This window comes from Methylococcus sp. ANG (genome assembly GCF_040730495.1).
Taxonomy (GTDB): Bacteria; Pseudomonadota; Gammaproteobacteria; order Methylococcales; family Methylococcaceae; genus Methylococcus.
The window spans coordinates 1,771,579-1,784,894 of sequence record NZ_CP160399.1 but is presented as its reverse complement, the minus strand read 5'-3'; the positions used below and the strand labels follow the sequence as shown (position 1 = coordinate 1,784,894).

Sequence of the window (13,316 nt, the reverse complement as noted above, 5' to 3'; positions counted from 1 at the left end):
GCTAGTCGATTCCGGCTGCGCTTGCATCGCCGGCGGTGCCGAACCGTCCGGATGCGCTGGCGGCCTGAAAGGAGGGAGAAGTGCGCGCAGGCCTGGGCTGCGCGCGCATCGATGATGCCGGAGACCGTTATTTGATCTTGGCTTCTTTGTACATGACGTGCTTGCGCACGACCGGATCGAATTTCTTGATCTCCATCTTTTCCGGCATGGTGCGCTTGTTCTTGGTGGTCGTGTAGAAGTGACCGGTGCCGGCGCTGGACACCAACTTGATCTTGTCACGCATGGCTCATGCTCCTGCGGTTAAACCCGTTCGCCGCGCTTGCGGATGTCAGCCAGGATGGCATCGATTCCGCACTTGTCGATGACCCGGAGGCCGTGGCTCGACACTTTGAGGCGGACCCAGCGATTCTCGCTCTCGACCCAGAAACGGCGTTCGTGCAGGTTGGGGTTGAACAGTCTTTTCGTCTTGTTGTTAGCGTGGGAAACGTTATGGCCTACAATACGTCGCTTCCCCGTAACCTGACATACCTTGGACATGGTTTACCTCAATGTCGGCTTGCAGGGTGGAAAAACGTGCTTTATAAGGGTTTGACGGCGTTTAGTCAACAGCGAGAACGGTTCGGGGAAGGCAATGACTTTGAGGCTCGGGATAGTGATGGATCCGATCGGCAAGATCAAGATCGGCAAGGACAGCAGCTTCGCGATGCTGTTGGAGGCTCAGGCGCGGGGCTGGGAGCTGTTCTACATGGAGCTGAACGATCTTTATCTGCGCGACGGGCGTGCCCATGCCCGGGTCAGGCATCTTCAGGTCGAGCGCGATTACGTCCGCTGGTTCGAGTTTCTGGACGAGCGGGACATCGCCTTGGACACGCTCGACGTCATCCTCATGCGGAAGGATCCGCCCTTCGACCAGGAATACATCTATGCGACCTATCTGCTCGAATGCGCCGAGAACCGGGGCGTATACGTCGTCAACCGGCCGCGTTCGCTAAGGGATGCCAACGAGAAGCTGTTCACCGCCTGGTTCCCCCAATGCTGCGCACCGACGCTGGTCGCCCGCGAGGCCGGCCGCATCCGTGAATTCCTCCGCGAACATGGCGAGATCGTGTTGAAGCCGCTCGACGGCATGGGTGGCGCCTCGATTTTCCGGGTCGCCGAAGGCGATCACAACCTGAGCGTCATTCTCGAAACCATGACCCAGCACAACCGGCGTTTCGTCATGGCGCAGCGCTATCTTCCGGAAATCCGGGATGGCGACAAGCGGATACTCGTCGTCGACGGCGAAGCCGTGCCCTACGCCTTGGCGCGCATCCCCGCCCACGGCGAAAGCCGGGGCAATCTGGCGGCGGGCGGGCGGGCGGAAGGGAGGGAACTGACCGAGCGGGACCGCTGGATCGTGTCGCAGGTCGGGCCTACCCTGCGCGAGCGCGGTCTGGTATTCACCGGTCTCGACGTCATCGGTGATTACCTCACCGAGGTCAACGTCACCAGCCCGACCTGCATTCAGGAGCTGGACACGCTGTTCGGGCTGAATATCAGTGCCATGCTCATGGATCACATCGAGTCCGTCGTGTCCGGGGCGGACCGGGCCCGCGATGTCGCTTGAGTCGCACGACCAAAGCCGCCTGCTGCTCGCGCTGCTGATCGCGTTCGCGGTGCATGCGGCGGTGATTCTCGGCCTGAATGCCAAGCCCGCCGCGACAGCGAAAGATACGCCCAGGGCTTTCGACGTGACGCTGCTGCGGCTTCCCGCACCCGAGGCGCCGAAACGGGCGGAACATCTGGCCGCGGAAAACCAGCGTGGCGACGACAAGCCTGAGCGTGTCGAGCCGTTGCCGCGCAGCGGCGTGGAAAAAATGGCGGAACCGGCGCGGGGCAAAGCGTCGCGCCCGGTGGCGGAGCGTCCGCCGAAGCCGGTGCTGAAAAGCCCCCGGGCCGAACGGTCCGTCAAGGCCGAGCCCGAACCCGAAGCCGCTCCGCCCGCTCATATTTCCGCCGAATCCTTGAGCCGGCAGATCGCCGAATTCGGTGCGGCTTACGTGCGGCAGCAGCAGGAGGCGCCGCACCCCCGGATGGTGTACATCAACTCCGTCAATGCCCACAAATACAAGGCGGCGGCCTACGAGCGGGCCTGGCAGGACAAGATCGAGCGCATCGGCAACCTGAATTACCCGGAGGAGGCGCGCCGCAAGAACCTGACGGGCAGCCTGCTGCTGAGCGTAGTCCTGCGGCCCGACGGCAGCGTATACAAGGTGCAGGTGCGGCGCTCCTCCGGGGAGCGGGCGCTGGACGATGCGGCGGTGAGGATCGTCCATCTGGCGGCGCCGTTTGCACCGTTTCCGGTGGAACTGCGAGAGGAAGCCGACATGCTGGTGATCACCCGCACCTGGAAGTTCTTGAACGGCACGCGTCTGGAGACCGCGCCGTAGTTTACCGCTTGCGGCGCCTCTCAAGGAGCGCCGATACTACTGACGATGAACCAGGAAACAGAATCTCTTGCCAACCATTTTCTGATCGCCATGCCTGGCCTGGCCGATCCGCATTTCGCGAAGACCGTGACCCTGCTTTGCCAGCACAATGCGGACGGCGCCCTGGGCATCATCATAAACCGGCCGTCCGAGCTGAGGCTGGGCGACGTCATGCGGCAGATGGAGATTGAAATGAAAGTCGCCGAGGTGGGCGAGCTGCCGGTGTTTTTCGGCGGACCCGTGCATCCGGAGCGCGGCTTCATTCTGCACGAACCGGCAACGGTGTGGGCTTCCACCCTGGTGGTTTCCGACCGCCTGGCATTGACGACCTCCAGGGACATTCTGGAAGCGGTCGGGCGCGGGGAAGGGCCGAGCCGCATGCTGTTGGCCTTGGGATATGCCGGGTGGGGGCAGGGTCAGCTCGAGCGTGAGATCATCGACAATTCATGGCTCAACGCGCCCTCGGACAACGCCGTGATTTTCGAGCACCCGCCCGGGCGGCGCTGGAAAGCCGCGGCCGATCTGGTAGGCGTCGACATTTCGCTCCTGACCAGCCAGGCCGGGCATGGCTGAGGCGCCGTCCGCCGCGCGCGGCGCCACTTATCTCGGTTTCGATTTCGGCGAGAGGAACATCGGAGTTGCGGTGGGGCAATCGGTCACCGGCACCGCGGCGCCGCTTCGAACCCTGCGGGCGCAGCCGTCCGCGCAGTTGTGGGCCGCCATTTCCGAACTCGTCGCGCAGTGGCGGCCCGCGGGTTTGGTCGTAGGCCTTTCCCATCAGCAGGATGGCAGCGAAAATCCGATCACGGCGCCGACCTTGCGCTTCTGCCGGCAACTGGAAGGCCGTTACCGGCTTCCGGTGTACACGGTGGACGAGACGCTCACCACGGCCGAATCGCGCACCCACTTCTACCAGCGCCGCCGCCGCAAATCGGTCGAGTTCGAGCAGGTGAAGGACGAAATGGCGGCGCAACTGATCCTGCAAACCTGGTTTTCGATTGACAAGGCATCACCGAGGTAATACATGAGTCAAGCGGATTTCGAGGTCGAAACGCTGCTGGCGCGTCTGGAAGTGTCGCTGCGCGAGGAACTCGCCAGGCGCCGGCTCGACGACCCGGCCATGATCGGTGTCCATACCGGCGGGGCCTGGATCGCCGAAGTCCTGCATCGGCGTTTGGGGTTCTCCGAGCCGCTGGGCTACCTGGATATTTCGTTCTATCGGGACGATTACCCCCAGTCGGGCATGAATCCGGACGTGCGGGCGAGCAAGCTGCCGTTCCGGGTCGACGGCCGCAACATCGTGCTGATCGACGACGTGCTGTATACCGGACGCACCGTGCGCGCCGCCTTGAACGAGATCTTCGATTACGGCCGGCCCGCGGAAATCGTGCTCGGCGTGCTGATCGACCGCAACGGCAGGCAGATTCCGATCCAGGCCGACTGCATCGGCGGACGGGTGGAGCTGGAGACGGGGCAGCGCATCAAGCTCACCGGACCCGAGCCCCTGCAACTGGCGATTCGCACGGGGGGACGATGAGCGCGACGGCCGCCGCCGACATCCAGCTCGACGCTTCCGGGCGTCTGCGCCATTTTCTGACGGTCGAAGGTCTGAGCCGGGAACTGCTGGTCCGGATCATGGACACCGCCGAGTCCTTCGCCGGCGTGACGGCTCAGAACGTCAAGAAGGTGCCCCTGCTGCGCGGCAAGACCGTGGTGAATCTGTTTTTCGAGAACAGCACCCGTACCCGGACAACCTTCGAGCTCGCCGCCAAGCGTTTGTCCGCCGACGTGCTCAACATCAACATCGCGACTTCCGCGACCTCCAAGGGCGAAAGCCTGCTCGACACCGTCCGCAACCTGGAGGCGATGCACGTCGACATGTTCGTGGTGCGCCATGCCCAGAGCGGGGCCGCCCATTTCATCGCCCGCCACGTCGCGCCGCACATCAGCGTGCTCAACGCGGGCGACGGTCGTCATGCCCACCCGACCCAGGCCATGCTGGACGTGTTCACCATCCGCCGGGCCAAGGGCGGGTTCGCCGGCCTCAAGGTGGCCATCGTCGGCGACATCCTGCATTCCCGCGTGGCGCGTTCCGAAATCTGGGCGCTCAACACCCTGGGGGTGGACGAGGTGCGGGTGGTGGCGCCCAAGACCCTCTTGCCGGCTCATGTCGAAGCCTTGGGCGTGGCGCCCTACCACGATCTGAACGAGGGGCTGCGCGACGTCGACGTGGTCATCATGCTGCGCTTGCAGCTCGAGCGCATGGGGAGCGCGTTCATTCCATCCGAACACGAATATTTCCAACGCTTCGGCCTGACGGAGAAGCGCCTGGAGAAAGCCAGGCCGGACGTCATCGTCATGCATCCGGGGCCGATCAACCGCGGGATCGAGATCGATTCGGCCATCGCCGACGGTCCCCGCTCCGTGATCCTGCAGCAGGTGACCCACGGCATCGCGGTACGCATGGCGGTGATGTCCATGGCCATGCACGCCGGTCCGGACATGGAGGTGTCGGCATGAGCGGCCAACGCATCCTCATCGAGGGCGGGCGCATCGTCGATCCGGCCAGCGGTTTCGACGGGGTGGGTGTCGTGTGCGTCGCGGACGGCGTCATCGTCGGCGTCGGTGCCCGTCCGGACGGGTTCGAGGCGGATCGCCGCATCGATGCCGGCGGCCGGATCGTATGTCCCGGTTTCATCGACCTGTGCGCCCGTCTCCGCGAGCCTGGACAGGAACCCAAGGGCACCATCGCGTCCGAAGGCGCGGCGGCGGCGGCCGGCGGCATCACCACCCTGTGCTGTCCCCCCGATACGGTCCCTGTCATCGATACGCCCGCCGTGGTCAAGCTGGTCACAGAGCGGGCCGAGGAGGCGGGCAAGGTACGGGTGCTGCCGATCGGTGCCTTGACCCGCGGCCTGAACGGAAAGGACCTCAGCGAAATGCACGCGCTGAAGCGCGCCGGCTGCCTGGCTCTGGGCAATGCCGACCGTCCGCTCGCCAATCTGCTGGTGTTGCGGCGGGCGCTGGAATACGCGGCGAGTTTCGAGCTCGTCGTGGTGTTCCGCCCCGAGGACCCGTGGCTGTGCGGCCAGGGGTGTGTGCACGAGGGGGCCGTGAGCAGCCGTCTCGGTCTGCCGGGCATTCCTGAGACGGCGGAGACGGTTGCGGTCGCCCAGGCGCTCCCACTGATCGAGCAGACGGGGGGGCGCGCGCATTTCGGCCAGCTCAGCAGCGGCCGCGCGGTGGAAATGGTCGCCGAGGCCAGGGCGCGGGGTGTGCGCGTCAGCGCGGACGTCGCGGTGCATCATCTGCATCTCACCGAGTCGAGCGTCGATGGTTTCGACGCGCTTTGCCACAGCCGCCCGCCGTTCCGCACGACGTCCGACCGCGACGCGCTGCTCGCTGCCGTGGCGGACGGCCGGATTTCAGCGGTATGCTCGGATCACCAGCCCCACGAGCCGGATGCCAAGCTCGACGTCTTCCCCGAAACCGAGCCCGGCTTGTCTTCATTGCAGACCCTGCTGCCGCTGATGTGTGCACTGGTGGCGGAGGGGAGGCTGTCGCTGTCCGATGCCATCGCCCGCCTGACGGTGGGGCCCGCGGCGATCCTTGGGCTGGAGTCCGGCCGGCTGGCGCCGGGCGCGCCGGCGGATATCTGCGTGTTCGATCCGGCGGCGGAGTGGGTGCCGGCCGAGGGCGGCTGGCTCAGCGCGGGCCGCAACACGCCGTTTTGGGAGCGGACGCTGATGGGACGGGTGACGGCGACCCTGGCGGGGGGGCGGCTGGTTTACGCGCTCTGAAGTCTGCGGTTCATTTCGGTTCCGGCAGGTCGGTTTCCAGCATCCAGCGCTCTTTGTCGTCGTCATAGCGCCACATCTCTTCCTCGACCATGCTGCGTTCGGTGAGTTCGTCCGGGCGCAGGTAGCGGATTTCGACCGTCTGGAACAGCAGGGCGGAGGGTTCTTCGCTGTGCCTGTAGCGCACCTGGTAACCCGTGACCTTGTAGCCGTTCAGGCGGTCGAGGCGCTGCTCGGGACGGGGCCGTCTGACCTGGTAACTCGCGGCTTTTTCCCACAGGCCCCAGCGAATCGCCGATTCGTATCCCGTCAGGGTTTCGTCCTGCCGCATCAGACCGATGTCGTGGCTGCAGCCGGCGAGCGATGCCATTACAAGCGCAAGGGCGCGGAAATTCTTGGGCATGGGGGCGTTTTACGTGTGATTCGGGCGGGTCCGAAATTATATAATGCGACGGTAGGTTTGCTGGGATGGCGGGATTCGTGCCAGCGTCGAGCATCCGGTTCCCCCGTGGGGGAACGAACCATGGAGAAATCATATGAGCCAGTCTGTAGAGCAGAAAGACAGCGGGTTGTCGAGCAAGGCCATGCGCGTTCTCGCCGTCGTGATGGTGGTGCTCGCGGTCATCTATTTCCTCCCGGCATTCATGTCGAGAACCACGGAAATCAATGGGGTGTCCAAGGCGGCAGCGTATAAGTCGGCGATGAAGGTCAAGCGTTACCTGTCGACCAACGATCGCGTGATCTTCGATACGGCCTTCGGCCTCCTGGACAAGATCAAGTCCCAGGAGGGGCCGGATGCCTTCGCCAAGGCGGTGGACGGCATGACGCCCGAAGAGGTCATCGAACTGGCACGGACCGAGGTCAACGCCAGGATCGCGGCGGGCGATCCGGAGTTCAGGCAGTACGCCTCCTGGGACGACATGATCGCTAAGCTGGTGGATACCAGCCTCGGTTCCTCGCGTTCACGCCAGGGCGCAGGCCAGCAGCCGGCGCCGTTGCGCCAGTCGGAGCGTCCCGGCCGTCCGCAGTGAGTTTCGGAGGGACCTTGACCGCGGACGTGGCCGCGCCCGCGCCGGCCGGCGGCCACGACCATCAGGGGTGCATAGACCGTGCCCTGAGCCGCGCCGAAAAACTCTGCAGCGAGCGCGGGGTGCGCTTCACGCCGCTGCGGCGCCAGGTGCTCGCGCTGATCTGGGAAAATCACGAGGCGGTCAAGGCTTACGACCTGCTCGAACTGCTCAAGCCGTTCGATCCGTCCGCCAAGCCCGCAACCGTATACCGGGCGCTGGATTTCCTGCTGGAGCAGGGTTTCATCCACCGCGTCGAGAGCCTCAACGCCTTCATCGGCTGCAGCGACGTCGGACGCCGGCACGAACTCCTGCTGCTGATCTGCGACCGCTGCCACACGGTCGAAGAGCGTGCCGCCTCATCCGTCATGGCCGCCGTGGCCGCGGAAGTCGCCTCGGCCAGTTTTCGCGTTCGCTACAAGGCGCTGGAAATACACGGCATTTGCCCGGCTTGCGCCGCGCAAGAAGAGTCCGTTTGAGTTCTTCCGGAATTCCTCACTGACCGCTGTTACGGTCTGCCGCATCGTCTCGGCCCGTTCCCTCGGGCCGGCTTGCTTTTGTTACTTTATAACATATATAATCTCGCCCGCCGCCAGAGCAGCTCTTCGGGTTGGCTGCGAGTGTTTGCCGGAAGATAGCGGATCGGCTGGCGCGAGACGAGTGACGATATAACATCGGTACGGATCCAAGAGGTTCCGGAAGCATCATGTTCAAACGATTTTCCCTGTCCTTGTGCTCCATTGCGCTGGCTGCGCCGCTCCATGCCGCCGAGCTTCCCGAGCCGGAGGGTAAGCCGGTCCATAACGAAAAGAGCCCGCCGGCATCCGGTGCGGAGCCGGCTCCCGTGGAGCTAGAACCGGTCGTTGTCAGCAGTCCGCTGGAAGAAAAGGTCTCCGAAATGGCGCGTCCCGTGACCGTGCTGGCCGACAAGGAGTTGCGGACGAAGATCGGCACCACCATCGGCGAAACCCTCAAGCAGGAAGCCGGGGTCACCAGCGAATCCTTCGGACCCGGCGTCGGCATTCCGGTGATCCGCGGCCAGACCGGTCCCCGCGTCCAGGTCATGACCAACAGCATCGGCACCGGCGACGTCTCGCAGATCAGCCCGGACCACGCCAACGCCGTGGAGCCGGTGCTGGCCGACCGGGTCGAGGTCCTGCGCGGTCCGGCCACACTGCTGTATGGCAGCGGGGCGATCGGCGGCATCGTCAACGTCCTCGACAACCGTATTCCTTCGCTGGTGCCGGACAAGCTGATGACGGCGACCGGGGAACAGAGGTTCAACTCGGTTTCGGGCCAGACCACGACCAATTTCAAGGTCGAGGGCGGCCAGGACCTGGTGTCCTATCACCTGGACGGTTTCTACCGCGATGGCAACAATCTGCACATCGGCGGCCCGGCGATCGCCGAGACCCAGGCGCGCCAGACCGACCTCGCGCTGCAAGGCAGCCCGATCCAGAATTCCTACGGCGTCATCCCCAACACCGAAAACCGGGCCAAGGGCGGTTCCGCCGGGTTCTCCCTGGTGGGCGAGCCGGGCTTCGCCGGAGTGTCGATCAATTACTTAGGCAACAACTACGGCATTCCACCCGACGGTTCGCCCGGCGCGGGCGACACCCGGATCAACCTCAAGGAGTCGCGCTACGATTTCAAGAGCGAGCTGAACGCCCCGGTGGATTTCGTCGAGACCGTGCGCATGCGCTTCGGCCACATCAATTACACCCACACCGAGCTGGACGACGGCGTGGCGGCCGCCCGTTTCAACAAGACGACCAACGAAGGGCGCCTGGAAGTGGTGCACCAGCCGATCGGCATCGTGAAGGGCGTCGTCGGGGTGCAGATGAGTTCGGCCGATTTCGAGGCGATCGAGATCGGTTCGCCGGACGCGCTGGTACCCAAATCGCAACTCGGCAGCTACGGCGTGTTCGCCGTCGAATCCTTCGAGCTGGGCGCGGGTTTCTACGAGCTTGGGCTGCGCGGGGAATCAGACTCCATCGATCCCCAGGGCGGCCCCAACCGCAGCTACGCGCCGATCAGCGCCTCCGGCTCCGGGCAATGGAAACTCGACGACGAAAATACCGTCAGCTTCGCCGCGACCCGCTCGCAACGGGCGCCCCAAGTGCAGGAGCTGTTCACCGACGGCGTGCACGACGCCACGCACAGCTATGAGCTGGGCGATCCCAATCTCACCGAGGAAACCTCCTACAACTTCGACTGGGGCTACCGCTACAGGGGGCGGGGAATCAGCGCCGAGCTCAACGTGTTCCAGAACTTCGTGAACGATTACATCTACCAGCAGATCACGGATGAGGTGTTCAACGAAGACTCCGAGCAGTTCGAGAAAGTCTGCACCAGTCCGGGCGCCTGTTTCCCGGTGGTGCAGACCACCCAGGCCGGCGCCTACTTCCTGGGCTACGAAGGCAACGTCAAATTTTCGCTGATGGAAAACCGCTACGGGGTGCTGGATCTGACCCTGTTCAGCGATTTCACCCGCGGCCAGTTCGTCAACGGCGGCAACGTGCCGCGCATGCCGCCGCTGCGCTATGGCTTCCAGCTCGACTATGCCTACGACGAGCACTGGAGCAGCAATCTGCGGCTGACTCGCGGCGAGAAGCAGATCTATGCCGGCCAGAACGATGCCATGACCAACGGCTACGTGCTGCTCAACCTGGGCGTGCAGTACGAGGTCAAGGCGTTCAAGGACGCCGACGTGCTGGTCTTCGCCCAGGGCAACAACCTGCTCAACGACAACATACGCAACTCCACCTCCTACCTGCGCTATTTCGCGCCGGAGGCGGGGCGCGGGGCGGAGTTGGGTATACGGATCACCTATTGACCTGTCCAAAGAACATATGCTTGCTCACCGATACGCCATGAACGCCGCCGCCCGCCCGCGTCAAACTCCCGCGGTCCGGACCGCCATCATCTCCGACGTTTTCGCCGATCTGGCGCGCATCTACCAGCCGGATGTCAATCTCTGCCTGATCCGGCGCGCGCCCGAGCCGGCGATCGGGCGCTTCGTGGGCGAACTGCTGAAGCGCGGGGACGCAATCGAATCGTCGCAGGCGTTGTCCTTCGAGCATTTCGATTTTTCCTCGCTGCTGCCCGGGTACCGGGAGCTGGAGGGCCATGATTCGTGGTGGCGGGACATCGCCCGGCTCACCGCCGCCTTCTGCGATCTGTTCGAAACCGGCTCGGTCGGGCTGCGTCTGCGCACGCTGAACCAGGCCATGTGCCCGCGCTTCCATGTCGATTTCGTACCCTGCCGCCTGGTGTGCACCTACGGCGGGCTGGGGACCGAGTGGCTGGCGGACGACGAGGTCGACCGCAGCAAGCTGGGGCTGGCCGGTTCGAAAGGCCTGCCCGACGAGGATTCCGGGCTGATTCTCGGCGACGTGCGCACCATGCCCGCCCATGCCGTCGCCCTGATGAAGGGCGCCACCTGGGAGGGGAGGGACTATCCCGGCGCCGTGCATCGCTCCCCCAGGCCAACGCCAGAACAGCCGCGCCGCTTGCTGTTGACCCTGGACTTGCTCTAATAGCGGAAGGGGTGGAGCGTGCTGACCAGGCTTTCCGGCGCGTCCGTCTACGACCCGGTACAGGGGTGGGCGGGTGAGATCCGCGATCTGTACCTCCGGGATGGGCGCGTCGCCGCCGACCCGGGGCCCGATGCCTCCGTCGACGAGGTGCACGACCTTTCGGGCCATATCCTCATGGCCGGAGCGATCGACATCCACAGCCACATCGCCGGCGGCAACGTGAACACGGCGAGGGTGCTCCTGCCGGAGCAGCATCGGAACTTCATGGCGCGGCGGCTGAACCATCCGCTGCTCACCCCATCCATGGGATTCGCCCCTTCGGGGCCCGCTTTGCGGTCCCAGTTCGCTCCCGGCGAACTTGTCAGCACGGCCAAATGGTCGAGCGCCGACATCGGCTACCGTTATGCCCGGATGGGGTATACCACGGTGGTCGAGCCGGCGGTGCTGCCGGCCAACGCCCTGGATGCCCATTTGCAAATGGCCGACATCCCCATCATCGACACGGCGGGCCTGGCCATTCTGGGCAGCGACGATTTTCTGCTGGGACTGCTGCGCGACCGGGCCAGCCAGGCGCAGGTCAACGACTACGTGGCCTGGACGCTGCATGCCACCCGCTGTCTGGGACTCAAGGTGATCAATGCCGGCGGGGCCGCGGCCTTCAAATGGAACATGCGCCAATTCGATCTGGACGACGTCGTGCCCTACTATGGGGTCAGCTCCCGCCGGATCCTGCAAACGCTGCAGCGGGCCGTGTGCGAGCTGGGCATCCCGCATCCCGTGCACGTCCACTGCAACAACCTCGGCGTCCCCGGCAACGTGGAAACCGCCATCGCCACCATGGAGGCCGCACAGGGTCTGCCCATGCATCTGGCGCACATCCAGTTCTACGGTTACGGGCAGGAAGGCGCCAAGGGCTTTTCCTCGGGCGCGGCGCGCCTAATGGAAGCTTTCCACCGCCACCCCAACATCACCATGGATGTGGGTCAGGTGCTGTTCGGGCAGACGGTCACCGTTTCCGGCGACGTGATCGCGCAGTACAGCCGCCGCGGCGACGCCAGCCCCGGCAAATGGGTGGTGTGGGAGGCCGAGTGCGACGGCGCCGGCGGGGTGGTGCCTTATCGGTACCGGGAGCGGAGTTTCGTCAACACCCTGCAGTGGGCCATCGGTCTCGAGATTTTCCTGCTGGCGGAAGAGCCATGGCGGTTGTTCTTCACCACCGACCATCCCAACGGCGCGCCTTTCACCGCCTATCCGGAACTGATCCGTCTGCTGATGGACGCCGACTACCGTGCATCGGTCATGGCCCGGCTCGATCAGGAAGCGCTGGCCTTGACGCTTTTGCCTCACCTGCGCCGGGAGTTTTCCCTCCACGACATTGCGGTCATGACACGGGCAGCCGCGGCGCGTCTTTTGGGTTTGGAAGACCGCGGCCACCTGTGTCCCGGCGCCATCGCCGATGTCGCGGCCTACCGGCCGCAGGCGGATAAGCGGGCGATGTTCACCGACGCGGCATGGGTATGGAAAGGCGGAAGGCTGGTAGTTCACGAGGGGGCCGTGGTCGATCGGCCGGCGGGTTCGGCGCTGACCATCGAGCCTTGCTACGACAGGCGCATCGAGCGCGACGTCAAAGCCTATTTCGATCGCTTCTACAGCCTGTCGCTGGACCATTTCACCGTGGGCGGCGTGGCCTTCGAGCGGGGCGATGCCGAGCGCTTCCATTCGATTCGGGCGGCATGAGGACCAGACAATGCTTGAGCACGACGTCGAATTAGCCGACGGTAGCCCTATCAGTGCGGAGGAGTTATTGGCGATGCCGGCGGGCGCTTACATGAACGCGAGTCAGACCGCCTTCTTCCGTCACTACTTGGGAGCCCTTCGAGCCGAATTATTGGAACGCGCTTTTTCGGCACGGACCGCATTGGAAGCAGGGGATGTTCTTTCCGATCCCAACGACCGGGCGACGTTGGAAGAAGAACATCTCATCGAACTGCGCCGGCTGGACCGCGAGCGCAAGTACCTGAAGAAGATCGATGCCGCCCTGGCGCGCATCGCCGAGGGAACCTATGGCTATTGCGAAGAAACGGGCGAACCGATCGGCTTGCGGCGTCTGCTTGCCCGGCCCACTACTACGCTTTGCCTGGAAGCCCAGAACCGCCACGAGCGCGCCGAACGGCAGGGAAATCCGTCATGACCTTCCGGGTCCCACAGACCTACAGCGCGTGGCGCCACTGCATCGAGGTGGAATGCGGCATTCCATTGACGGCGGCTTTCCTCCATGCACGGCTTGCCGCCTTGAGGGACGGAGAGGCCGAGGAAGCCGGGCGTTTTCGCCGTCTTTACGGCGACGCCCATTGGCTGCGCGTGTTGGGCTGGTTTGAGCACGCGGCGCAGGAGACTCAGCCGTGATCGACTTGGCCGAAGCCTTGCCGGAAGGTGCCCGCCTGC

Annotated in this window: 17 protein-coding genes; 14 read left to right on the top strand and 3 right to left on the bottom strand. The window is 64.6% G+C overall.

Features of this window, described 5'->3' with window-relative positions:
* Positions 1-127: 127 nt before the first annotated feature.
* Positions 128-283: a 50S ribosomal protein L33 gene (rpmG, locus tag ABZN20_RS08490; protein WP_169604309.1), complete on the bottom strand. Its 156-nt coding sequence runs from the start codon at positions 281-283 to the stop codon at positions 128-130.
* A gap of 17 nt (positions 284-300) precedes the next feature.
* Entirely contained in the window at positions 301-537 is a 237-nt protein-coding gene (rpmB, locus tag ABZN20_RS08485; protein WP_367027360.1) for a 50S ribosomal protein L28, read from the bottom strand.
* Between the two features lie 94 nt (positions 538-631).
* Between rpmB and gshB the strand changes: the two genes are divergently transcribed.
* From gshB to ABZN20_RS08450, 7 genes are read left to right on the top strand one after another with little or no spacing between them, the layout of a single operon-like run.
* Positions 632-1,606, top strand: coding sequence for a glutathione synthase (gshB, locus tag ABZN20_RS08480; protein ID WP_367027359.1), 975 nt, complete (start codon positions 632-634; stop codon positions 1,604-1,606).
* Positions 1,596-2,429: an energy transducer TonB gene (locus ABZN20_RS08475; protein ID WP_218807486.1), complete on the top strand. Its 834-nt coding sequence runs from the start codon at positions 1,596-1,598 to the stop codon at positions 2,427-2,429. Before gshB ends, ABZN20_RS08475 begins: the two co-directional genes overlap by 11 nt.
* Positions 2,430-2,474: 45 nt before the next feature.
* Positions 2,475-3,041 carry a YqgE/AlgH family protein gene (locus ABZN20_RS08470; RefSeq protein ID WP_367027358.1) on the top strand — a complete coding sequence of 189 codons (567 nt, stop codon included), beginning with the start codon at positions 2,475-2,477 and terminating at the stop codon, positions 3,039-3,041.
* Positions 3,034-3,489: a Holliday junction resolvase RuvX gene (gene ruvX / locus ABZN20_RS08465; RefSeq protein ID WP_367027357.1), complete on the top strand. Its 456-nt coding sequence runs from the start codon at positions 3,034-3,036 to the stop codon at positions 3,487-3,489. The genes ABZN20_RS08470 and ruvX overlap by 8 nt, the downstream gene beginning before the upstream one ends.
* Before the next feature lie 3 nt (positions 3,490-3,492).
* A complete protein-coding gene (gene pyrR, locus ABZN20_RS08460) occupies positions 3,493-4,005 on the top strand; it encodes a bifunctional pyr operon transcriptional regulator/uracil phosphoribosyltransferase PyrR (protein ID WP_218807483.1) in 513 nt (170 codons plus the stop codon).
* A complete protein-coding gene (locus tag ABZN20_RS08455; RefSeq protein ID WP_367027356.1) occupies positions 4,002-4,988 on the top strand; it encodes an aspartate carbamoyltransferase catalytic subunit in 987 nt (328 codons plus the stop codon). The genes pyrR and ABZN20_RS08455 overlap by 4 nt, the downstream gene beginning before the upstream one ends.
* The gene (locus ABZN20_RS08450; RefSeq protein WP_367027355.1) at positions 4,985-6,268 is read left to right on the top strand and encodes a dihydroorotase; all 1,284 of its coding nucleotides are present in this window, start codon (positions 4,985-4,987) and stop codon (positions 6,266-6,268) included. Before ABZN20_RS08455 ends, ABZN20_RS08450 begins: the two co-directional genes overlap by 4 nt.
* Before the next feature lie 10 nt (positions 6,269-6,278).
* Here the strand turns inward: ABZN20_RS08450 and ABZN20_RS08445 are convergent, their stop codons facing one another.
* Complete coding sequence (locus tag ABZN20_RS08445; RefSeq protein WP_367027354.1) at positions 6,279-6,635, bottom strand: hypothetical protein; 357 nt, start codon at positions 6,633-6,635, stop codon at positions 6,279-6,281.
* A gap of 166 nt (positions 6,636-6,801) precedes the next feature.
* Here ABZN20_RS08445 and ABZN20_RS08440 point away from each other — a divergent pair, with 166 nt between their 5' ends.
* From ABZN20_RS08440 to ABZN20_RS08410, 7 genes are all read left to right on the top strand, one after another.
* Positions 6,802-7,296 carry a hypothetical protein gene (locus ABZN20_RS08440; RefSeq protein ID WP_218807479.1) on the top strand — a complete coding sequence of 165 codons (495 nt, stop codon included), beginning with the start codon at positions 6,802-6,804 and terminating at the stop codon, positions 7,294-7,296.
* Between the two features lie 14 nt (positions 7,297-7,310).
* Positions 7,311-7,811: a transcriptional repressor gene (locus ABZN20_RS08435; RefSeq protein WP_218807478.1), complete on the top strand. Its 501-nt coding sequence runs from the start codon at positions 7,311-7,313 to the stop codon at positions 7,809-7,811.
* Between the two features lie 227 nt (positions 7,812-8,038).
* The gene (locus ABZN20_RS08430; protein ID WP_367027353.1) at positions 8,039-10,168 is read left to right on the top strand and encodes a TonB-dependent receptor; all 2,130 of its coding nucleotides are present in this window, start codon (positions 8,039-8,041) and stop codon (positions 10,166-10,168) included.
* A gap of 37 nt (positions 10,169-10,205) precedes the next feature.
* The gene (locus tag ABZN20_RS08425; RefSeq protein WP_367027352.1) at positions 10,206-10,871 is read left to right on the top strand and encodes a DUF1826 domain-containing protein; all 666 of its coding nucleotides are present in this window, start codon (positions 10,206-10,208) and stop codon (positions 10,869-10,871) included.
* An 18-nt stretch (positions 10,872-10,889) separates the two neighbouring features.
* Positions 10,890-12,608 (top strand): formylmethanofuran dehydrogenase subunit A, encoded by a 1,719-nt coding sequence (locus ABZN20_RS08420; RefSeq protein ID WP_367027351.1) that lies wholly within the window; start codon positions 10,890-10,892, stop codon positions 12,606-12,608.
* Between the two features lie 73 nt (positions 12,609-12,681).
* Complete coding sequence (dksA, locus tag ABZN20_RS08415; protein WP_423246444.1) at positions 12,682-13,062, top strand: RNA polymerase-binding protein DksA; 381 nt, start codon at positions 12,682-12,684, stop codon at positions 13,060-13,062.
* Positions 13,059-13,277 (top strand): hypothetical protein, encoded by a 219-nt coding sequence (locus ABZN20_RS08410; protein WP_218807474.1) that lies wholly within the window; start codon positions 13,059-13,061, stop codon positions 13,275-13,277. Before dksA ends, ABZN20_RS08410 begins: the two co-directional genes overlap by 4 nt.
* Positions 13,278-13,316 lie beyond the last annotated feature (39 nt).

Excerpts from the sequence above, each read along its gene's own strand:
- rpmG (WP_169604309.1), bottom strand. The coding sequence starts at position 283 with ATGCGTGACAAGATCAAGTTGGTGTCCAGCGCCGGCACCGGTCACTTC.
- rpmB (WP_367027360.1), bottom strand. The coding sequence starts at position 537 with ATGTCCAAGGTATGTCAGGTTACGGGGAAGCGACGTATTGTAGGCCAT.
- gshB (WP_367027359.1), top strand. The coding sequence starts at position 632 with ATGACTTTGAGGCTCGGGATAGTGATGGATCCGATCGGCAAGATCAAG.
- ABZN20_RS08475 (WP_218807486.1), top strand. The coding sequence starts at position 1,596 with ATGTCGCTTGAGTCGCACGACCAAAGCCGCCTGCTGCTCGCGCTGCTG.
- ABZN20_RS08470 (WP_367027358.1), top strand. The coding sequence starts at position 2,475 with ATGAACCAGGAAACAGAATCTCTTGCCAACCATTTTCTGATCGCCATG.
- ruvX (WP_367027357.1), top strand. The coding sequence starts at position 3,034 with ATGGCTGAGGCGCCGTCCGCCGCGCGCGGCGCCACTTATCTCGGTTTC.
- pyrR (WP_218807483.1), top strand. The coding sequence starts at position 3,493 with ATGAGTCAAGCGGATTTCGAGGTCGAAACGCTGCTGGCGCGTCTGGAA.
- ABZN20_RS08455 (WP_367027356.1), top strand. The coding sequence starts at position 4,002 with ATGAGCGCGACGGCCGCCGCCGACATCCAGCTCGACGCTTCCGGGCGT.
- ABZN20_RS08450 (WP_367027355.1), top strand. The coding sequence starts at position 4,985 with ATGAGCGGCCAACGCATCCTCATCGAGGGCGGGCGCATCGTCGATCCG.
- ABZN20_RS08445 (WP_367027354.1), bottom strand. The coding sequence starts at position 6,635 with ATGGCATCGCTCGCCGGCTGCAGCCACGACATCGGTCTGATGCGGCAG.
- ABZN20_RS08440 (WP_218807479.1), top strand. The coding sequence starts at position 6,802 with ATGAGCCAGTCTGTAGAGCAGAAAGACAGCGGGTTGTCGAGCAAGGCC.
- ABZN20_RS08430 (WP_367027353.1), top strand. The coding sequence starts at position 8,039 with ATGTTCAAACGATTTTCCCTGTCCTTGTGCTCCATTGCGCTGGCTGCG.
- ABZN20_RS08425 (WP_367027352.1), top strand. The coding sequence starts at position 10,206 with ATGAACGCCGCCGCCCGCCCGCGTCAAACTCCCGCGGTCCGGACCGCC.
- dksA (WP_423246444.1), top strand. The coding sequence starts at position 12,682 with ATGCCGGCGGGCGCTTACATGAACGCGAGTCAGACCGCCTTCTTCCGT.
- ABZN20_RS08410 (WP_218807474.1), top strand. The coding sequence starts at position 13,059 with ATGACCTTCCGGGTCCCACAGACCTACAGCGCGTGGCGCCACTGCATC.